Source organism: Pseudovibrio sp. W64, from assembly GCF_001623145.1.
Lineage (GTDB): Bacteria > Pseudomonadota > Alphaproteobacteria > Rhizobiales > Stappiaceae > Pseudovibrio.
The window spans coordinates 57,818-79,347 of record NZ_LMCI01000028.1 but is presented as its reverse complement, the minus strand read 5'-3'; the positions used below and the strand labels follow the sequence as shown (position 1 = coordinate 79,347).

At 52.1% G+C, this 21,530-nt stretch carries 14 protein-coding genes and 1 pseudogene; all 15 read right to left on the bottom strand.

The window, feature by feature from the left end:
- Window positions 1–12: 12 nt before the first annotated feature.
- The 15 genes and pseudogenes from PsW64_RS11220 to PsW64_RS11155 all read right to left on the bottom strand — a co-directional run bounded on the left by PsW64_RS11220 (window position 13) and on the right by PsW64_RS11155 (window position 21,527).
- Window positions 13–3,042 carry a bifunctional [glutamine synthetase] adenylyltransferase/[glutamine synthetase]-adenylyl-L-tyrosine phosphorylase gene (locus PsW64_RS11220; protein ID WP_063303648.1) on the bottom strand — a complete coding sequence of 1,010 codons (3,030 nt, stop codon included), beginning with the start codon at window positions 3,040–3,042 and terminating at the stop codon, window positions 13–15.
- On the bottom strand, window positions 3,006–4,502 hold the full coding sequence (locus tag PsW64_RS11215; RefSeq protein WP_063303647.1) for a sensor histidine kinase: 1,497 nt from the start codon (window positions 4,500–4,502) through the stop codon (window positions 3,006–3,008). The genes PsW64_RS11220 and PsW64_RS11215 overlap by 37 nt, the downstream gene beginning before the upstream one ends.
- Window positions 4,486–5,166: a response regulator transcription factor gene (locus PsW64_RS11210; protein WP_057465903.1), complete on the bottom strand. Its 681-nt coding sequence runs from the start codon at window positions 5,164–5,166 to the stop codon at window positions 4,486–4,488. Before PsW64_RS11210 ends, PsW64_RS11215 begins: the two co-directional genes overlap by 17 nt.
- A gap of 299 nt (window positions 5,167–5,465) precedes the next feature.
- The gene (locus tag PsW64_RS11205; protein ID WP_063303819.1) at window positions 5,466–7,016 is read right to left on the bottom strand and encodes a Do family serine endopeptidase; all 1,551 of its coding nucleotides are present in this window, start codon (window positions 7,014–7,016) and stop codon (window positions 5,466–5,468) included.
- A 172-nt stretch (window positions 7,017–7,188) separates the two neighbouring features.
- Window positions 7,189–7,947: pseudogene (locus PsW64_RS11200) on the bottom strand (alpha/beta hydrolase family protein); the annotation flags it as partial.
- Window positions 7,948–8,114: 167 nt separating this feature from the next.
- Entirely contained in the window at window positions 8,115–8,597 is a 483-nt protein-coding gene (locus PsW64_RS11195; protein ID WP_206599554.1) for a cytochrome c-type biogenesis protein, read from the bottom strand.
- A gap of 5 nt (window positions 8,598–8,602) precedes the next feature.
- The gene (locus tag PsW64_RS11190; RefSeq protein ID WP_063288184.1) at window positions 8,603–10,618 is read right to left on the bottom strand and encodes a heme lyase CcmF/NrfE family subunit; all 2,016 of its coding nucleotides are present in this window, start codon (window positions 10,616–10,618) and stop codon (window positions 8,603–8,605) included.
- 70 nt (window positions 10,619–10,688) lie between these two features.
- Complete coding sequence (ccmE, locus tag PsW64_RS11185) at window positions 10,689–11,162, bottom strand: cytochrome c maturation protein CcmE (protein WP_082597161.1); 474 nt, start codon at window positions 11,160–11,162, stop codon at window positions 10,689–10,691.
- Between the two features lie 155 nt (window positions 11,163–11,317).
- Window positions 11,318–12,478 carry a c-type cytochrome biogenesis protein CcmI gene (gene ccmI, locus PsW64_RS11180; protein ID WP_063303644.1) on the bottom strand — a complete coding sequence of 387 codons (1,161 nt, stop codon included), beginning with the start codon at window positions 12,476–12,478 and terminating at the stop codon, window positions 11,318–11,320.
- Window positions 12,479–12,616: 138 nt separating this feature from the next.
- Complete coding sequence (locus tag PsW64_RS11175; protein ID WP_063303643.1) at window positions 12,617–14,083, bottom strand: hypothetical protein; 1,467 nt, start codon at window positions 14,081–14,083, stop codon at window positions 12,617–12,619.
- A gap of 208 nt (window positions 14,084–14,291) precedes the next feature.
- Entirely contained in the window at window positions 14,292–14,723 is a 432-nt protein-coding gene (locus PsW64_RS11170; RefSeq protein WP_208980734.1) for an RT0821/Lpp0805 family surface protein, read from the bottom strand.
- A gap of 223 nt (window positions 14,724–14,946) precedes the next feature.
- A complete protein-coding gene (locus tag PsW64_RS11165; protein ID WP_063303642.1) occupies window positions 14,947–16,368 on the bottom strand; it encodes an ATP-binding protein in 1,422 nt (473 codons plus the stop codon).
- Window positions 16,361–17,026 (bottom strand): response regulator transcription factor, encoded by a 666-nt coding sequence (locus PsW64_RS11160; protein ID WP_063303641.1) that lies wholly within the window; start codon window positions 17,024–17,026, stop codon window positions 16,361–16,363. The genes PsW64_RS11165 and PsW64_RS11160 overlap by 8 nt, the downstream gene beginning before the upstream one ends.
- 182 nt (window positions 17,027–17,208) lie before the next feature.
- Window positions 17,209–17,511 carry a PepSY domain-containing protein gene (locus PsW64_RS27105; protein WP_208980733.1) on the bottom strand — a complete coding sequence of 101 codons (303 nt, stop codon included), beginning with the start codon at window positions 17,509–17,511 and terminating at the stop codon, window positions 17,209–17,211.
- Window positions 17,512–17,648: 137 nt separating this feature from the next.
- Entirely contained in the window at window positions 17,649–21,527 is a 3,879-nt protein-coding gene (locus PsW64_RS11155) for a baseplate multidomain protein megatron (protein ID WP_063303640.1), read from the bottom strand.
- Window positions 21,528–21,530 lie beyond the last annotated feature (3 nt).

The window sequence follows — 21,530 nt, the reverse complement described above, 5'->3', positions numbered from 1 at the left end:
GACGAAGTCAGCTCAACTAGTCTTTTCAGCTTCTTCCACTTTGCCAATGAGGTGTTCAAAGGTTCTGCGGACCATGATCTGTTGTTCCTGCATGTAGATGGTTAGACGTTCAAAGTCTGGCTCACCTCCTGCATTTACAAGAAGATCGAGCAAGCCGCCCGGAGCTGTTTTTGGATCAAAGTGTCCGGTTTGAGCGAGCTTCAGGATCTGTGTCAGGTCCTCATAGTTTCGAAGGGCTGGAATAAGCGTGTCAGCATCCTCTTCACGCAATACTCCAAAATCACGCGCCTTAAGTAATGCATCTTCGGTGCGCGCTTGCAGGACTTCAGGATGCTCGATACCGTGAGCCAACTGCAAGAACTGGGCGATGAACTCAATATCGATCAAGCCACCCGGAATACCCTTGATCTGCCATGGGCTCTTTGCTGGCTTCTCCTTCTGGATGCGCGCACGCATATCGCAGACATCATGGGCCAGTTTTTCAATATCGCGCTTGTCCTGCAACAACTGAGAGACTGCACAGTCGATCTGCTGAGCAAACTCAGGGCTTGAGCTGGTGATGACACGAGCACGTGTCAGGGCCATATGCTCCCACGTCCAGGCATCGTTGGACTGATAGTCTTTGAAGGACGCAAAACGCGTTGCAAGCGGTCCAGAGTTGCCTGAGGGCCGCAAACGGAAGTCGACCTCATAGAGGACGCCTTCTGCCGTCGGCGCAGTCAGGGCGGATACAAGGCGCTGAGTGAGGCGACTGTAGTACTGACTTGGGGCCAACGGGCGTTTGCCGTTACTTTGAACGACATCCTCGGGGAAATCGTAGAGCAGGATCAGGTCAAGGTCCGATGCACAAGTGATTTCCTGTCCACCCAGTTTGCCCATGGCAACAAGAGCAAGTTCAGCTCCTGGAATTTTGCCGTGAGCATCTTCCAGTTCCTGCTGAACACGTGGCAGCAGTTGACAGAGCACTGCGTCTGCAAGTGTTGAAAGCCCCTGTCCTAACTCTGCTGCTGTGATCGTTCCTGTGATCAAGCGCAGGCCGAGCAAGAATTGTTGCTCCTGTACAAAGATACGCGCCCGGTCGAGCGCTTCTTCATAGTACCCAGCCTGATCGAGCGTCACAGCAAGCGCTGTTTCAATCTGCTCTGCAGACGGCGCCCCACCAAAGAATGCCGGGTCAAGAAGCGCATCCAGAACGTGGACGCGTTTGGAGACGATCTCGGCCATACGTGGTGCGTTGCCCATCACCATCGTCAGCAAGTTGAACAGGTGTGGGTTAGACTTGAGCAACCCGAAGAGTTGCACACCCATTGGCAGTTTGGAGAGGAAGGAGTCAAATGTCAGCAGTGCTTTATCTGCATTTTCAGTACGCGCCAATGCATCCAGCAGAATTGGGGTGAACTCGGTCAACCGTTCACGAGATTTTGGCGCACGGACCGCCGGATATCTGCCGTAGTGCCACTGACGGATGGTGCGGATTGCATCAACAGGCCTTTGGAAGCCAAGCTGGCTGAGAGTTTCCAGCGTATTGGGGTCCTCATCATCTCCTGTGAAGACCAAATTGCCAAGGTTGGTTGCCAGATCTGGCTCATGCTCAAACAAGCCTGAGTAGTGCTTTTGCACCAACTCAAACTTAGAGCGGATCGTGTCAGCAAACTCAGAACGGCCTTGAATGCCCATAAGGTGATAGACACGTGCTAATGCCTCTTCATCCTTAGGCAGGATGTGGGTCTGCTCATCGTTGATCATCTGAATGCGATGCTCAACCTCGCGCAGGTAGCGATAGGCTTCTTCCATATCTTCTGCCGCGGATTGATCGATCCAGCCACAATCAGCCAGTCTTGCCAGTGTGATCAGTGTTCGCCGGTCGCGTAGTTGCGGGTTGCGGCCACCTGCGATCAGCTGCTGGGTCTGCGCGAAAAACTCAACTTCACGAATGCCACCTCGTCCCAGCTTTACGTTATGACCAGCAACTGTGATTTTGCTGAAGCCTTTGTGAGCATGGATTTGGCGTTTGATGGAGTGCACATCTGAAATGGCGGCATAGTCCAAATATTTGCGCCAGACGAATGGGCGTATTTCTTCAAGGAAGATCTCACCGGCTTCAATATCGCCTGCACATGGGCGTGCTTTGATGAGCGCTGCACGTTCCCAGTTCTGGCCCAGGCTTTCATAATAGACCAGCGCTGCAGGAACAGAGATTGCCAGCGGCGTTGCTCCTGGATCTGGTCGTAAGCGCAAGTCGGTTCTGAAAACATATCCATCCCCGGTACGCTCGTTCATGAGCTTCACCAGACGGCGGGTGATACGGACGAATTCAACAGGCGCTTCTGCACCACCAATCAGGCGGCTACGCTCAGGATCATAAAGAACGATCAGATCGATGTCAGAGGAGTAATTAAGTTCACCCGCGCCGTGCTTGCCCATGGCCAGAATGAAGAAGCCTGCCTCTTTTTCCGGTTCATCATGATCAACCGGAATAAATTTGCCTCTGACTTCAAGCTCACGAAGGCAGAAGCGTAGGCAGGCGGTCAATGATGCATCTGCAAACTTGGTGAGAGCACCCGTTACATTTTCCAGCGGCCATGCACCTGCAATATCCGCCAGCGCAACCGTGAGAGCCATTTCCTGTTTTGCCAGACGCAGCGACTGCATAAGTGCAGCTTCGCTTTCAGGGCGGGCATTCAGGCAGTCCTGTAAGAGGATCGCAATGGTCTCTTCCGGCGGTGTATTCAAAATACGCAGGAAGCGTTGAACATCGCGCAACATGGTCTCACGCAGGAATGGCGCACTGACCATGAAGCCTTTAACAAAGCTGCGCAGATGGGGAGCACCCTGACAGAGCTGTTCAAACTCAGAAATGAGATCTTTTCGTTCCAGCTTCTCAATAAGATCTTTCAGGTGCCGATCACCCAGATCATCATCTGCACAGATGGGCTGGCGTTCCAAGCGCTCAAATAAAGGAGCAAGAGCTCCTTCACGATGTTCGCGCTTCAGAATGCTGCTTTTTAGCTGGTGGCGTTCTTCTTCCGAGCCTTGTCCCATGCTTCGTTGCCCTCTCCCTCACCTCTTTGCCCTTTGTTTAAGGGCAGAACAATCCGGGCACGCAGGCCAGATTGCTTATCACTTTCAGAATCATCTGCTGTCCCAGCCGATGTTAGCTGCAATTCTCCATGATGGAGAGTTACCACCGCCTTGATAAGTGACAATCCAAGCCCAGAACCCGGTGCATGGCGAGAGCTATCAAGCCGAACGAAGCGATTACACACCCGCTCACGATCAGCAGCAGCAATACCAGCACCATTATCTTCTATGCTGAGTATAGCCTGCTCATCATTTCCAGACAGTACGACTTTGATTGTGGGTTTGACATTCTCTTCGGTTGGGCGACCGTATTTGAGAGCATTTTCTATCAAGTTTGCGAGAGCTTGCGCCAATAACTCCCGATCACCTTCGATGACAGGCTCATCTTCCAGTGAGACAGAGAACTCAACACCATCATCTTCGGCAACGGGCTCATAAAGTTCGCACACGTCCTTGACGATGTTGCCCAGCTTGATTGATTGCAGCTCAGCTCCAGTGGAACCAGCTTCTACACGTGCGATGCGCAGCAGTGCGTTGAAAGTGTTGATCAGCTCATCGGTCTCAACCAGTGTCTCTTCCAGACATTCGCGGCCTTCATTTTCACTCAAATCTTGCCGCAGCGCAGCTTCCACGCGCCCACGCATACGTGTGAGCGGTGTTTTGAGATCATGGGCAATATTGTCGGAGACTTCCTTAAGGCCCTTCATCAGCTCTTCAATACGATCCAGCATAACATTGAGGTTGCTGGCCAGACGGTCGAACTCATCTCCGTTACCAGTCACATCGAGGCGACCGGCAAGATCACCTTCCATAATCAGGCGTGAGCTCATGGAAAGGTTATCGATGCGTTTCAGGATACGGCGATTGAGGAAGAACCACGTGATACCAGCCAGAACAACCATCCCGACCAGCCAGAGGGTCAAAGCGTCACCGAGCAAGCTTTTAAGATGGACCTGATCTTCAAGATCACGTCCGACCAGCAGCTTGAAGTTGCCGGGCAATTCGAAGATGCGGACGATCGCTTTGGCTTTGTTCTGGTCCGTCTCAGCAAACCCTAGTGGTGTGTAGGAGACAAACTGAATTCGGCCATCGGACACTGAGAGAACTTTCTCAGGCAGATAGGCGATGTTGCCCGTAATGACGTTTCCAGAGTAGTCCAGAATGAGATAGAGGTTTGAGTTGGGGCTTCGGACACGGCGCTCCACACCAACGACGAGCCCGTTGATACCGTTTTGTGCATATTGTTCGGCAAGGCCCTGAATTTCTGCATCAACCGTCTGCACCACCTGTTTATTCATCAGGTCATCGGTGTTCTGCGAGATGAAGATGAACAGAAACACAGAGAGCGCCGTAAACGACGTCAGATAGATTGCGGCCAGCTTGAAGGCTGTGGTTGAGAGGATTCTAGTTAGAGCTGTCACGGATGGAATACCCAGCACCACGAACAGTATGAAGCAACGGGAAATCGAACCCTTTGTCGATTTTTGACCGAAGCCTTGAGATGTGAACGTCGATCACGTTGGTCTGCGGATCGAAATGATAGTCCCAGACGTTTTCCAGCAACATGGTGCGGGTCACCACCTGTCCAGCATGCTTCATGAGGTATTCAAGAAGGCGGAACTCGCGGGGCTGCAGCACAATCTCCTGTCCAGCACGGCTAACAGAGTGCGCGAGGCGATCCAGAACAAGATCAGCAACTTGCAACTTGGTTTCAACTTGTGGGCCAGCTTTACGGCGGCTCAGCACTTCAACGCGGGCGAGCAGTTCAGAAAAGGCGTAGGGTTTTGAGAGGTAGTCATCTCCACCTGCGCGCAGACCGGTCACACGATCATCTACTTGCGAGAGCGCTGAGAGGATCAATACAGGCGTTTCATCACCAGAGGCGCGCAGTGTTTCGATGATGGAGAGGCCATCGCGTTTGGGCAGCATGCGATCAACGACGAGCACATCCCACGTGTTGGAGATTGCCAGCTCAAGTCCGTCTTCGCCATTGTCTGCGTGATCAGGTGAGTGCCCTGCTTCCTTCAGTGCTTTGAGCAGATAGTCTGCCGCTTCCCGATCATCTTCAATAATCAAGATTCTCATTTTTTCATTTCCCAGAGCAAGGCATTGTTCGTTTCCTCACATTGACGGGAAACGATAAAAAAAAGCAAATGCTGTTGGGGGTAACCGTCAGCATTTGCATAAGTTTTATAGGTGAAGTTGGCAGATGATAAGGTCCCTGCCTTTTCTTCCAGCATTGGTTTTTAGGACTGACATCAAGTAGAGGGCTACCCTTGCTATCAGCCCCTCAAACAACCGAAACACCTGTGAGGGTATCCTTGGTGTTTCGACGAGGGATCACGAGAGGGGCGTTTCTCGTGATCCGCATTCTTGTAAGTGGCTTATTCTTCACCCTTTTCCAGCGGGATCGCTACAAAGAGTGTGTTCTCACCACGGGTGACACGCAGCAGAACTGCCTTACGTCCCTGTTCACGTGCTGTTTCAACCTGTTCTGCAACATCGGTTGGGGTTTCAACTTTAACACCAGCAACTTCGGTGATGATCGCACCAGGTGCGAGGCCTTTGTCAGCAGCAGGTCCATCTGGATCTACTTTGGTGACAACAACGCCTTCTTCATCAACACCTGCCTGTTCAGCAGTTGCCAGTTCCAGACCTAGGCTGTCTACCAATGCGGTATTCGCATCCTTGCTTTTGCTCACTGAGGCTTGTTTTTTCTCTTCAGGAATAGTGCCGAGCTTCACAGTCGCGGTGTCGATTTCACCATTGCGCCAGTATTCGATCTTGACTTCGGTGTTTGGTGAGTATCCGGCGATGACCTTTGCCAGTTCACGTGGGCCGTTCACTTCTTCACCATCTACCTTGAGGATGATGTCACCAGCCTGGAAACCTGCAGCTTTTGCAGGGGTATCGCCCTGAACTTCGGCAACCAGCGTGCCGTTTTCGTTTTCAAGACCGAGGGATTCAGCAATGTCCTTGGTAACAGGCTGGATCTGAACGCCAAGCCAGCCGCGAGTAACTGCGCCGTCTTCTTTCAGGTCAGAGATGATCTTTTTTGCAGTCTGTGCCGGGATCGCAAATGCGATGCCCACGTTGCCACCGCTTGGAGACACAATCGCAGAGTTTACGCCGACCACTTCACCCTTCACGTTGAATGCAGGACCACCGGAGTTACCACGGTTCACAGAAGCATCAATCTGGAGGAAATCATCATAGATGCCAGCGCCGATGTCACGACCACGAGCGGAGACGATGCCAGCCGTTACAGTGCCACCCAGACCGAACGGGTTGCCAACTGCGACGACCCATTCTCCAACCAGTGGTGCATCATCTGTAAAGGCGACGTATTCAAACTTTTCTTCGCTTTCCACTTTCAGGAGAGCCAGATCAGAACGCTTGTCGGAACCAACCAATGAGGCTTCCAGTTCCTCGCCTTCACTGGTTACGATTGTGAACTCAGTTCCACCTTCAACCACGTGTTCGTTGGTCACTACATAGCCATCATCAGAGATGAAGAAGCCGGACCCTTGAGATTGATCGAAGCGCTTGCGTGGTGGGGCTTTCTTTTTTTGCTCACCACCTGGACCACCAAACTCGCGGAAGAATTTCTGCAGTGGATGATCATCCGGCATATCGCGGAACATTGGAGGGATGCCCGCCAGACGATCATTCTCTTTAACCTCAGAGCGCACACGAACGGAAACAACTGTTGGCTGAACGGCTTCGACCAAACCAACAAAGCTCGGCATTGCTGGCGCGTTTACGCGGACAGGCTCGGCTTGAGCGGTTGCCGGAACAAGTGTCAGCGGAGCAACCATTGCACCTGCAATTGCCAGTGCCATGGCGCCATTGAGAAGACGGGAACGACGTTTAGAAGTGGTTTTTGCAGCAGACAGGGAAACAACGTTGGAACTTGCGTTCTTGGTCAACTTCATTTGGCTCAACTCCATTTAGTCAATCTCAGCCCAACTGGGGAAAACGGGCTTTTGCATTTCGTTGAGAATGACTATGCCAGAGCGAACCTTACAAACACCTATCTGCCACATTAATCTTCTGTAATGATGGGAAAACTTCGTAGTTGCTCCCACCAGTCTTTTGTTAGCCCTGCATGTAGCGGCTTGCCCATGCTGCAATCACGCGTGCTGCATAATCTGCATCTTTGTATTTAAACAGCAGGTGATCGGCATCATCCAAAGACACAAATGATTTCGGATGCTTCGCTGCCTCAAAGATCTGAGCAGCATTTTCAATGCCAACCGTGGCATCAATTGGCGAGTGAAGAACCAACACTGCCTTTTTCAGCACAGCAACGCGCGTCCGAACGTCCTGCGCTTCAAGATCTTCGATAAACTGGCGTTTAATCTTAAACGGTCGTTCACCGAGCTGGACGGTGGCTTCGCCCTCCTCTTTTATCTCATCAAGGGAAGCTCCGAAGTTATGAATCACATGATCTGCTGAGGCTGGTGCACCGATTGTGGCAACCGCTTTTACCTCTGGCACCTCAGAGGCTGCTGCTAGCACAGCTGCGCCGCCCAGAGAATGCCCTACAAGCAGCTTTGGTGCCTCATAATGCTCCCGCAGGTAATCAGCGGCGCGAACAAGATCCTGAAGGTTTGATGAGAAATTGGTGGAGGCAAAGTCGCCGCCGCTGTTGCCAAGACCAGTGAAGTCAAAGCGCAGAACAGCAATCCCGTCTTTGGTCAAAGCAGATGCAATGCGTCGTGCTGCGGAAAGATCCTTGGAACAAGTGAAGCAATGGGCGAACAGGGCATAGGCCTTTGGTTCACCATCTGGTGTGTCCAGACGCGCTGCAAGATGCGCTCCCTGAGAGCCTTCAAATTCCAATTTAATGGGATCGTTTGCCATTTGAACTGTTCCTGTCATTTCCTGCGCAGCTGGCACATTCGGAATATATATTAAGAGACAGGTATCTAGTGCGCGCTTACAGGCGTCTTTACAATTCAACTGGTTGCAAGAAGATGTGATTAAACGTGAGCCCCGCAAACCATGTCTGCGGGGCTCTGTTATTGGTCTTATTTAGAAGACATGAGCTTGTCGAGTTCGGCCTGCTCTTCATCCGAGAGCGGCTTGACACCCGCTGTACTGCTCTTCAGCGGTGCATGCTTTTTCTTTCGCGATGTACGCCACAGGAAAAAGCCTCCAAGCAGCAATGCGAGAGGTCCGCCGCCCCACAAAAACAGGGTGTGGAACGCAAAGCGCGGTTTGAGAAGGACAAACTCACCATAGCGGTCAACAAGATAGTCCATGACTTCCTTGTCACTGTCCCCTTCCACCAGTCGCTCACGCACCAGCAGGCGTAGATCCTTCGCCAGTTTAGCGTTGGAGTCGTCGATAGACTGGTTCTGGCAGACCACGCAGCGCACTTCCTTGGAAATTTCGCGTGCACGTTCTTCCAGAACAGGATCTTTCAAGACTTCATCCGGGTTGACTGCATAAGCAGCTGGAGCTCCCAGAAGAACAGAAGAGATCAATACCAGTACGAACTTCATCTTCATGGTCATTACTCCGCCGGAGTTGGGGTTGCTGTTGCAACACCGCCTGCTACGCCTTTGCGCTTGCGGGCTGAAACAGGAGCACCAACACGCAGGCGACGATCAAAGAGGGCAATACAACCACCCAGAGACATAAGCAGAGTACCAATCCAGATCAGCGTGATCAGCGGTTTGAAGTAGATGCGCGTAACAATACCACCATTTGCGTCAGAGTCACCCGTTGCAAAGTACACCTGCGAGAAGCCGAAGGTCGCAATGGATGTTTCACTCATTGGCATTCCGCTGGCATTATAAGCACGCTTGGATGGCTCCATGATACCGACGACATTGCCACCTTTGCGAAGAGTATACTGGGAGACCATCTCCTGATAGTTCGGACCATTTTGGGTCCAGCTCTTCTCATAGGTCACATTGTAACCGTTCTGTTCCAGCGTATCGCCTGGGCGCATCACTTCAACGCGTTCAGATTCGAACGCCATTGTTGTCACAATACCCAGAACGGTAATCCCAAGACCAGCATGGCCCAGCACAGTAGACCAGACAGTTGGTGCAAAGCCTTTGATACGGGCCATGGAACGACCAAAGCCAATTTTGAACAGCTGAGAACGTTCAACGATTTCCCAAAGGGAACCAAAGATCGCCCAGAATGCCAAACCGAAGCCAAGCGCTGTCATAATGCTTGTTGTGCTGACGCCCATGAACCAGATCAGGCCGAAAGTCGCTAGCATTGCGATCACAAAAGCGGAGGTCAATCGTTGGGCCACACCCCACGCATCACCACGCTTCCATGCCAAAAGCTGACCAAATGGCATCAGGATCAGTACTGGCACCATGATTGGGCCGAATGTCAGGTTGAAGAATGGCGCACCCACGGAGATCTTGTCGCCAGAGAAGGCTTCCAGAACAAGTGGGTAAAGCGTACCAACAAAGACCGCGGCACAGGCTGTTGTCAGGAACAGGTTGTTCAGCACCAGCGAACCTTCGCGGCTGATTGGTGCAAACAGGCCACCTTGACGAAGCAATGGTGCGCGCCATGCAAACAGTGTGAGTGATCCACCGACAAAGATCAGCAGGATCGCAAGGATAAAGAGACCACGTGCCGGATCAACTGCGAATGCGTGTACGGAGGTGAGAACACCTGAACGGACGAGGAAGGTACCCAGCAGCGACAAAGAAAATGTCAGCAGTGCGAGGAAAACAGTCCAAACCTTCAGAGCATCCCGACGTTCCATTACGATTGCGGAGTGAAGTAGCGCTGTACCGGTGAGCCATGGCATGAAAGATGCGTTTTCGACCGGATCCCAGAACCACCAGCCACCCCAGCCGAGTTCGTAGTAAGCCCAGTAAGAACCCATTGCGATGCCGAGGGTCAGGAAGATCCAGCTTACGAGGATCCAAGGACGTACCCAACGTGCCCAGGCGGCATCAAGTTTGCCAAGAATGAGCGCAGCTGCAGCAAACGCGAACACGATGGAGAAGCCAACGTAGCCAATGTAAAGAATTGGCGGATGGATCGCCAAGCCGACATCCTGCAGCATTGGGTTGAGGCCCGAGCCTTGCAACGGTGCAGGGCTGATACGGGTGAACGGGTTTGATGCAACAATGACGAAGAGCAGGAATGCAAAGGAAACCCAGCCCTGAGCGCCAAGAGTAGCAGCCCGGAGGCGCTGTGGAATGTTGCGTGAAAACACTGCAACCAGTGCACCGAACAACACCAGAATAAGCACCCAGAGAAGGATAGAGCCTTCGTGGTTGCCCCACACACCGGAGATCTTATAGACCAGCGGCTTGTCGCTGTGAGAGTTCTGATAGGTATTCAGAAGCGAGAAGTCTGAGTTCAGGTATGCCCAGGTCAATGCGGCAAAGGCGACGCAAGTCAAAAGGAACATGAGTACGGCAAGGCCAGGTGCCATCCCCATCAGACGGTGGTCTGAATTCACTGCACCCCACACTGGAAAGACCGACTGAACAGCCGCGACTACCAATGCCAGAATGAGTGCATAGTGGCCAAGTTCAATTATCATTACGATATCCTAGTATCCATTTGGCGCTGGATAACCGGCCCTTTTGGGCAGAGCCGGTTGATTTTACTTTTTAGTTTACTTTGGTGCTTTGCTCTGCGGAGGCGGCCTGTTCCTCTTCCATCCAGTGGCCATCTTCCTTCAAGGTCTCGTAGACCTCTTTTGGCATATAGCTTTCATCATGCTTGGCCAGAACTGTGTCTGCAATGAAAACACCCTTCTCGTCCATGTGGCCTTCAGCGATGATGCCCTGCCCTTCACGGAACAGATCTGGCAAAATGCCCTTGTAAGAAACCGGAATAGCTTCTGCCTGATCGGTTACACGGAAGAGGATCACTGAGCCCCGGCTCTTATCAAGAGAGTCATCTTCAACCAAACCGCCAAGACGGATGCGTTGCCCAACTTCAACTTGCTGCTCAGCGATGTCGCTTGGGCTCTGGAAATAAGTCACGCTGCTGGAGAGTCCATAAAGAACCAAGCCGACAGCTGACCCCAGCACCAATCCCGCAAGACCAATAAGCCCGAGTCTTTTTTGTTTACGTGTCATACTCGCAGTTCCGTAGATACGTTGCCAACTAATGCCTTACGGCGTTTGTATTCTGCAGCTCAATAGAACATCAAAAGAAGCTCTATCTCTTTGTCCTAGGCATATCTTATTTCCGAAAACCGCTTGGCATTCATCAAAGATACGCAACCCCTGCCTTATTTGGCAGGGCTCAAATTCAGGCTCGCGGCCAGTTGGTTGATCTGTTCCAGTGCTACCGCATCGTCCTTCAGGTTTTGCTTTGCGCGGGCGACTGCTTTTGCGGCCTCCACTTGCTCCCCGAGAATAATGCGGGCCTGTATCAGGCGTCCCCACTCGGAAACAGAACCACCTTGTTCATTAAGGCGTTCATCCAACTGCACAACCATCTGGTTGATCATTTCATTGCGATCTTCTGCACTCATCTCAGCTGCTGCTTCAACTTCTTCAGCAGAAGGTCCAGCTGGCTGTCCAAGCGCCGGGATTGCCTCAGCCTCACCAGATACAACAGCGCCTCGTGCGATCAGTTCATCACGCTGTGCTTTTGCTGCGTCCACCCAAGGAGCATTTTGATCTGCAGTCTTCAACAGAGCATTCCAGGCAGCCAGCGCTTCGTTTATCTGACCCTTCTGGCCCATAGCCATTGCCAGATAGTAGTAGGGTTGCAGCATTTCAGGCTTAGCAAGGTTGATCCGGCGCAAAACCTTTTCAACTTCATCGGACACTTGTCCTTCATTTGCGAAAATGCTTGCTTCTGCCCAACCAACCATAAAATCGAGATTTTCAGGGAACTGACTCAACGCCTGCGCATAGGCACGGCGAGCCTTATCAAATTGGCTGGTACGCATGTAAACAGGTGCGATTACAGCCCAACCCTGTCCGTCGTTGGGGTTTTCTTTGAGGTGATCCTCAGTCCTGGCAATCAGAACTTCAAGATCAGCCTGCCCTGCGGTTTCAGCCAGACGCTCAGCGCGTGGCTGGTCAGGGATTTCCGGAGAACCGTATTGTAAATACATACCTAGCGCTGCCAGAGGTACCAAAAGAACCGCTGTCAGCTGCACAATGCGCATGCGCATTTTAGAGGGAGCTGACTGATGGTCTCCCTGGTTTTGCTTGTGCGCGGCTAACAAGCGACGCGAAACTTCAATTTTGGCGGCTTCTGCCATGTCCGGCGCGATTACACCGCGCTCAAGATCTTTTTGTATTTCTTCGAGCTGGGCACGAAACACAGCTTCATCATTGCGCTCATCAGGACTAACCTTGGGAGAGCGAGCCAATGGAACGAGTACGGCCAATGCGACCGCCGCCGTCAAAATTGCGAGAACTAACCAGAATGTCATAGTGGCTTAAATAGACAGGTTCTAAATGTGAAAGGCAACAGTTCCCCCCCTGCGACGGGCAGTCGCACAAGCCATATACCCACAAAATACCTATGAAGTTGCACTTATTTTCTAAAAGATGCAGGCACTACTAGGGGGTTAGGCGGCATCTTTCAGGTAAGTCTTCTGTCTGCGAATGAGGTTCGCGGTGTCTTCCGGCTCCAGAGAGATCTCACTCATCGAGATTAAACGGCTCAATTTTCTCGAAATTTCGCCATAATTCGGAAGGTTTTCAGTCTCGTTTTGCTCGTCTTTGGGAGCTGTCAAAAGTTTCTCGGAGTTGCGATCGATGAAACGTTCGACATGATCTCTGGTTGAGATTTGCAGCTCGTTCAAGCCAAGCACGCCTGCATATTGCGACGCTAACTTGGCGAGTTTTAATCCCCTCAAACATTTGTGATAGGCGCGCTGAATCTGCTCCAGCCGATAACCACCCTGCAAATCTGCAAGGTCAGGTTTTGCTTCTGAAGCAATTGCCTCCTCCAGTTGTGCTGGGAGGTTACGCAGTTCATCGCGTAGCAGAATACACAAACGGTTTTTGAGCTGAACAGCGCGCTGGTTCCATTGACCGCAAGCGCTGAAGCCTTTGAGTTCTTCCAGTTCCTCAAAATGCAGCAGGCAGGCGTTGGCTGCTTCCGGAAGCCCAACAATGGCCTCCTCTTCCATGCGCCAGCCTTCAACGACGGACACACTTTGCTCCAAAGAGGACAAAGCAAACTCTATAAAGGCTGCATAAGGGGTGCCCGTAACATCTTTCAGAGCAGGAACAGCTGCGAGGGTTTGAGCCAGTTTAATGAGGTCAACAGGCGCTTCGTCCAGACGAAGGAATGACAGCGCTGCAAGATAATTGGCCTCAGCTCTGTGCTGCTCCATATGGGTGCGCATGTTTTGCAAACTGTTACCGGAGGACATGGACAGAATGTCTTCTGCAAAAGGTGGAGTGTCTGCCATCACCTTTTCCCATGCAGGCGCTCTTTCCAAGATCACCAGAACATCACAGAGGAAATCAAAATTAACATGACCTCCAACCTTGCGGCGAAGCTTTGTCTTTATCTGAATGTCTTGATCTGCTGCTTCCAGCTCTTTTTTTGCAGCAGCAACCAAACGCAGACGGAGACCTTCAGCGCATGTATAGAGTGCTTTCTGGATGGTTTCGTGGGTCGTGGGCAAATCTTGTTGCTGACACAGCTCTTCCAAGGCCTCTACCGCTTCGGTAAACTCATTAGAAAGAAGCACCTGGCGCATGTAGGTCCAGAGCGGCTCCATTACTGTGGCATCGATCCGACCTTGTTGTGGCGTGCTCAGCGGTATTTGAATGAGGAATGGTTGAAGGGGGCTTAGAATTGCGCGCTTGAGTGGCGTATCCAGAGACAGCTTATTCTCAGGAATGTAGGAGGCTTCACCAAGGAGCCTGCGAATAGTGAGCAGCATGAGTTCGGCATTTGGCACAGATGTTCCGCTTTGCACGGTATCATCGACAGACCGTTCCAACATCTGCAAAGCAGATTGAGACAAGGCTCCTAACACCTTCTCCATTTGCAATGCTTTATGGTTGACCTCGTGCATCCAAATCTCTCTGGTACTCAGCTTTACACTGATTGAGCTTATACACGCTCAACCCTCACAACATGCAGCAGACGACAACTGCTAAAATTGTATTTGTTGATCAAAACTATCGGCGGAATTGCTTAATCAAATCTTGATAAGCAGCCTTTTCCGCATGCGAAAGGTGTGTTTCCTTCTGCAAAAACTGCTTATAGCGAGGGATTTTGGGCTAGTTCAGCGCTGCCCAGCGCTCACCGTCCTTACAGGCCGCACCTTTGATCAGCTGCGTTTTCTCATCATACGCAATGGTATGTTGGAAATCGCGGCAGCGGCGGTCATTCACGTAATAGACAGGACCAGACTTAACTGTGCCTTGCGCACCAGAGAATCGGTTACGCCAGACAACTTTGTTGCCTGCATCAGATGCATTCAACGCTTTGCTCTGTGCTTTATAGACGGTGTCGAGGTCACCGCTTCTGAGCAGTTGCTTCAACTCGCCTTCTGTGGCGCTGTCGATTGCAGCCTGAGCTGCTGCGTTTTGCTCACTGTCAGAAGACCAGAAACCAAAAATAGATGAGGATTCGGCATCAGTTTGAGCACTGGTGGCATGATCAGATGTCGCACAGCTGGCTAAACCGCCAACAACGACAGGTAAGACCATCAGTTTTTTCCAGTTTCGCACCAACATGCATCCTCTTTGTCGCTTTTGCGACTTATCCGTTTTCAGGAAAGGCTCTTTGTCCCTTCCAAGGTCTTCCAGTAAGGCCTCAAACCAAAGCAGCGTCATTAGCTTGAAAACGCTTTCGTGGAGCAACCCCTTAAAACACAGTTACACTTACTATCAGGACTGTTTGAAACAGATGCAACCCCTGCCCCAAAACAGATCAGATTGTCAGAGACGGCAAGATCACCGTTGCCTTCAATCCACCTAACTCGCTATCGCCAAGTTCAAATGAACCACCGTAAATACCTGCAATGTCAACAATTATGGATAAACCCAAACCCGTTCCAGGGACGGTTTCATCCAATCTTTGCCCTCTGCGCAGCGCACGTTTTTTCTCTTCAGCCCCCAATCCAGGGCCATCATCTTCTACGATCAGAGCGATGAGTGACGCAGAGGAATTGTTGCTTTTCAGCGCCACTGACACTTTTTTATCACACCATTTGCAGGCGTTATCCAACAAGTTCCCAAGGATTTCCTCCAGATCTTGCTGCTCACCACGGAACAACAGAGTCTCATCCATATCAACCGTGATCTCAGGCTCTTTGTCACGATGGATTTTTTCCATCGCACGTGCCATGCGCGACACCACAGGTGCAGCTTCACACGACACACCGATCACCCGGCGCTGAGCCGCCATCCGTGCCTTTTCCAGATAGTGCTGAACTTGCCCTCTCATAAGATCCGCTTGCTCTGAAACCTTCAAAGCGAGCGGCTCATCTGAACTTCTGGCCTCGTTGGTAATGACAGAGAGAGGCGTTTTCAGGGCATGAGCAAGATTTCCCACCTGAGTTCTGGAGTGTTCCACTACTTCTCTGTTTGAGTGGATGAGAGCATTGAGTTCAACAGCAAGCGGTTTCAGCTCTTTGGGCAGATCTTCCTGAACTGCTTCCTCTTTTCCCTGACGAACCCGACCAAGGCTCTCCTGAAGTTCTGTTAGCGGCCGCAAGCCAAAGCGCACCTGCAGGAAGATGGCGGCGACAAGACCAAGACCGAGAACGCCCAGCGTGATCGCCGCTTGCCATGCAAAGGATGCGGTACTTTCACCAAGTTCTCGAGTGCTTCCGGCAACTGCAATTGTTACAGGTTGGAGACCACCAAACTGGATACGTTTTTGCAAGAGGCGCAGATCGCGACCAGCTGGGCCAGTGATATTTTGCTTGAGTTCCAGTTCGCCCTTCATGTTTTGCAGGCGCAGCGTGTCACCAAAAAGAGATTCGCTTTCAAACAGAACTTTGCCACCGCGTTGCACGGTCCAGTACCACCCTGACAGTGGCATGTTAAACCGTGGATCACCGATACGGCTTAATGCAGGGTTCTTCTGCTCCCCTTCCGCAGCAAGGGCGCTGACAATTGCTGTCATGTGGACTTCAAGGCGCTCATCCAGTGCTTTCTCACCTGCCTCACGAAACAGAGCGACAAGAATAGCACCCGCAACCACAAGGCTGACAACAGCCCACAGGCCCGCAACAAAAATCAGACGCCATGCCAATGACGCCTGTTGCTTCTTGCGAATGAACCTGATGGGGTTCCAGTTGACCGGCCCCTGCAAGTTGTTGGTGTCTGCGCTATTCTTATCAGGCATTTTCTTCCTGTAGCCTGTAGCCCAATCCACGCACGGTCTCGATCAGTGAACTACCAAACTTCTTGCGCAATCGGCCTACGAACACCTCAATGGTGTTGGAGTCGCGGTCAAAGTCCTGATCGTACAGATGTTCAACCAATTCGGTTCTGGAAATCACACGGCCTTTGTGGTGCATGAGGTAAGACAACAGGCGGAACTCGTGAGAGGTGAGTTTTATGGACATGCCGTTTTTCGTCACTTTGCCTGCCTTGGTGTCCAGAACAATGTCGCCTATAGAAATCTCGTTGGAAGCCAGACCGGCTGCGCGGCGCACCAGTGCCCGCACCCGTGCCAGCACTTCTTCCATGTGGAAGGGCTTTGCAACATAATCATCTGCGCCAGCATCAATGCCAGCAACCTTATCGCTCCAACGATCACGAGCCGTCAGGATAAGGACTGGCATGGAATGACCATCTCTGCGCCAACGTTCCAGCACACTGAGACCATCCATCTGCGGCAAACCAAGATCAAGGATGACAGCATCATAGGGTTCGGTGTCACCGAGGAAATGGCCTTCCTCGCCATCATATGCTTTGTCGACAACGTAACCGGCGTCTTCCAACGCTTCAGACAGCTGTCTGTTCAAATCTCGATCATCTTCAACGATCAACATTCGCATAAGATCTACCCCACACAAGCACTCAGGCTCATAAAGCAGTTCAGACTGCTCTAATTTTTCAGTTGCGCATTCCTATCTGAAAACCGTTTTCCACTTTTCAGATAGGAATGCGCAGTATAGCCTAATATCGCTTTCAAAATTCGTTCAAATTCAGGCAGAAAAATCTCTATCCAGAGTTCTTCTCAGCTCGATTTCAACCGGCGCCCAGTTCGTGCATCCAGCGTCACTTGTGAGACGTTGCCGTTGTTGAGTACGGAAAGCACATAGACCAATCCCCCTCCTCGCTCACAGAGTTTGGCTGAAAGTATCTGCCCATTGACCCGCAGCGAACCCAAAGGCCGCGCCTGACCGCTGGCAACAGCTTGTCTGGTCTGGCTGGAGGACAAACACGCGGCCTGCGCGGGTGCAGACCATGTAAAAACTGTTGCCGCCAAAGCCAGTGCCATCAATGAGCGAAAAAAGAGGTTGTGGAATTGGTGTCTCATAGGGCGTCTTCTAACCGGCGCTGGCTGAACCTCACATGAACGAGGTGTTATATATTTCAAAACAAAGACCTAGCAGATTCTCTGGGGTCTGTGATGTTTCTTGGCTTGGTTTGCAAATAATCCGGTAAAAGCAATTGTTAAAGTGTTACGCTCGACAAGCAATCTGAAGTTGTCCCCAAACCGAATTTCGTTGAGTTTTGAGCAACTTCACAGGCTACCAGATGCTGACCTGCTCCAAATAGCGATTGCAGCTCGTTTTGTGGGATTATCAGGCTTTCCTGTGTGGCCTCGTATTCACGCAAGGCTGTTCGTTCATTTTCGCCCCCATCCTGACGATAAAGCGTGACCGAAAACTGAAGTTTATCCTCTTGGAGGGGAATATCTGGCGTTGCCCAGCTGTCCGCCTCCCATCTGGCTCTGCGAATCCATTTAAGTTCCAAATCCCCATTATCTGTTTGGCTTGCTCTCAGATGAACGGGCGCGAATGGTTTAAGTGAGCTTTGTTTTCCAGCATGGCTTGTGTTCACTGCCCATTTAAAGCCCAGGGGTTTGCTAGCTGGAACGACACGATATGAGAGCGCAACATCAGCTTTGTCGCTGGTCCATGGCAGTTTCAGCAGGGATTGGTCCAAAAGGACAAATTCGGCGTTCTCCTCACTCGACGAAGCAACCAGATGCTCCGTACCCAATTGCCCTCTGAGTAACTGCGTGAGTTTGTAAGTCATGGGGGCAATCAGTTCAGCCTTGCAGAACTGTATCACTTCCCACTCATCATTTTTGCGAATGGCACAGGCATTTGCACCTGACATCACGTCGAGCTGCTTTCGGCTTTGTAACTGGCCTCCGTAGAGTTTTACGGTGATATGAGAGACCAAATCCCATCGCCAAAGTGGGCCGGGGCTGAGAGGTTCTTGCAATATGCCCATGGTGGCTGGTTCTGTCACCTGCACTAGCGGTGTGAATTCTTCACCTGAGCTGGAGCTGTACAGCTGATAGGCACTCGGCCAATTCGCATTGTAGATAGCGACCACCGGGCTTCCATCATCCGCTCCCTCACTGTGGAACCTTGGCAAATCCAAGACGCTGACAATTGGCGGACCTGAGGTGGTGTCGTTGAAAGATCGTTGTGATGATCCCTCCGTGACTGCTGCAGCGATATTAGGATATCCGTTGAGCCGTATGGCCTGAACGTCCAGATGAGCACCAGATGAGATCTGATCAATCCGGCACTGAACGGAAGTGGTGCCATCACCCAGAAGCTCGCCGGGAAGTTCAAGCACATCCCCCGGTCTCAGAGCAATTTTACTCAGAGCAAGTTTAAACTGAAGGGCCTCCCGATCCAGCCACACGCTCTGGTGCATTTTTTGAACCAGCTTTTTGGCTGAGGAGAGCGAAGCTGTGATGGGGAGCTGGATATTGGAGGTGCGCCTGTCCATGCCTTCCAGACGGCGGGAGGAGACGACGAGAGGCTCATAATTGTTATTGAGGTCCATTCCCCGCAGTCGGAGTTCAGCTGGCAGGTCGCTACCATCATTGCGGCTGATGGAGATGTAGCCCTCCTCCTCTTCAGCTTCCAGCAGGTCAGCAAGGCTCAGTTTTCCATAATCTGTGGCCTTGGCGTATTTGGGGAGGATGGCCAGATGGGTTCCGCGATCAACGGCGATGCCTCCGGCGAGTTGCAGGACGGGAGAAAGCGCAGAGCGTAAGGACGTTGGGCCTGTCACGATCAGACCTTCGAGGGTTTCGCCCAGTTCAGCGATCTCTGTCAGCTCTTGTGTGTGTCCAAAATCATCACGCATGGCACGGATGAGGCCTGAGAGAGAGGTTGCGCCGAGACGACCTGTCAGCCAATGGCCGAGCTGCCAATTCTGGCCATCTGCCCAGACATCAGAATATGTCGGGAACTCGGGGAACGGGCGGGCATCCCATGTCCAGAGGAAGGAGTTGTCCGCATCGACCATCGTACCTGCGTAAGCGCTTGAGGCTGGATTGTCGCCCTGCGCCCAGTCCGGATGGTCTGTTCCCCAATAACTGAGGCTTGCTTCCAGCGCGCGACGCTGGACAAGGTCATCCTGCTGCCCATTAGAGAAATGCGGTAATGCGCTTTCAGCAGACTTGGGGTCCACGAAGACATTGGGCTGGTTCGTTCCTTTGTCTACAGCAGGAAAGCCGAGTTCGGTGAACCAGATGGGTTTGGATTGCGGTACCCAGGGGGTTGGCGTGTTTTGTTCAGCACTTGCAACACGTTCGAAGTGCTGGTTTTGCCACCAGTTCTTAAGGTCTTTTTGCCGGAACACCCATGGCTTGTTGTAGGCTCCGTCTGTAATCGGGCTGCGGTTTTTTTCAGCTCGGTCTGTGTCATTGGCATAATACCAGTCGTAATATTCGCCGGAGGCTACTCCCTCCCGAAGGTTCTTGAGGTTGTAAGCTGTTTGCGGGTCATCGTTCTGACGCAAGTCCGATAGTGGCAGGTAGTTATCGATGCCGACAAAATTGATGTCAGCATGCGCCCAGAGCGGGTCCAGAGGAAATCGCAGGTCACCGGATTGAGGGGTGTGGCCCGCGTATTCACTCCAGTCGGCTGCGTAGGAAAGTTTAGTCTGGTCGCCGACAATCTGGCGGACCTCAGTGACCAGTGTTTTCAGGTGATCAACGAAAGGAAACGTGCCGCTGCCTGCCCAACATTGGGTGAGACCGCGCATTTCTGAGCCGATGAGAAACGCTTCCACACCACCGGCCTCTTTTACCAAATTGGCATAGTGCAGGATGAAACGGCGGAACCGCCAGTCACTGCCTAAGCCGACAAAAGCGTCTATCTGAGGCGTAACTGCGCTGGTTCCCTGCTGCGTTCCGGGTTGTCCTGCTGCGATGTCAGAAGTGATGCGTCCGCGCCAGGGGAAGCTGGATTGATTGGTTGCGCCATATGGGTCGGGCAGCTGATTGCCATCGCGGATGTCCATCATCACGAACGGGTAGAACATGACGGCAAGGCCGCGACGCTTTAGTTCCTTGATGGCTTCTGTAACGGAAACATCGGAGGGCGTGCCACCATAGGCAGGTCTGTCATTGATGCGGGAGACCTCTTGTGCTTCAGCGCGGGTCAGGCCTGCAACGCTCCAGTCCTCAGGTAAGTGCTTTGTGGTCTGGTAGGTTACTTTGGGCTGAATGGTGCACTGGGAAGCGCGTAGGTCATCGCCAAACCAGGCGACAACGAGCGCAACGCTTTTCAGGTTGGGGCAGAGGGCCTGAAGCTCATCCAAAGAGCGGACCAGATCGGTTTCCTCTCCCTTGCCATGGCGGTTGACGCTCCGGGTGTTGCCGGGAGTTAACTCCTCGATGACTTCCTGCGGGTGGTAAGCAAACTCACCTGCTCCGGGGATGAGTGTGACCGCCTTGATCTGCTGTTCCAGTGGTTCAATGGAGCGGAGTGCTTCAAAGGCGAGTTGAGGGATGCGGTTACCGAACTCAGCCAGCGGGAGACGTTCGAACACCACGTAAGCGGTGCCTTTATAGGCTGGTGCAGTGCCTTGCTTGGCTTCTATCAGTGGGTCAGGTGGTTGATCTTCTGCCCCCAGATACACCCTCATGTTAATTGCGCTGGTGTCCAGCTCCTTACCGTTGGCCCAGACACGGCGCACTGCGGTGATAGGACCTTCACAAAGGGCCACGGCGAAGTTGGCGAAGTAGCTGTGGCTGGTGATACTGGTCGATGAGCCAGTGGATTTTCCGCCCTGCTTTCCTTCGGAGACCACCTCTTCCAGCCGCGTTGCCCAGATGATGTTGCCAGTCACGCGGACACGGCCATAGACAAAGGGAAGAGATGCGCCTTCAGCTGCGGTTTGTAATTGCAGGTCGCCTAGCTTGCCGACAGAAAGCTCTCTGTTTTCACCCAAGATCTGCTGATCGATCCACGCTCCACCAAGAGCCCCCAGTGTTTGTCCGATTATGGCACCGAAAGGGCCACCGACTGCGCCGCCAACGGCTGCACCAACACTTGATAGCACCATTGTTGCCATGGT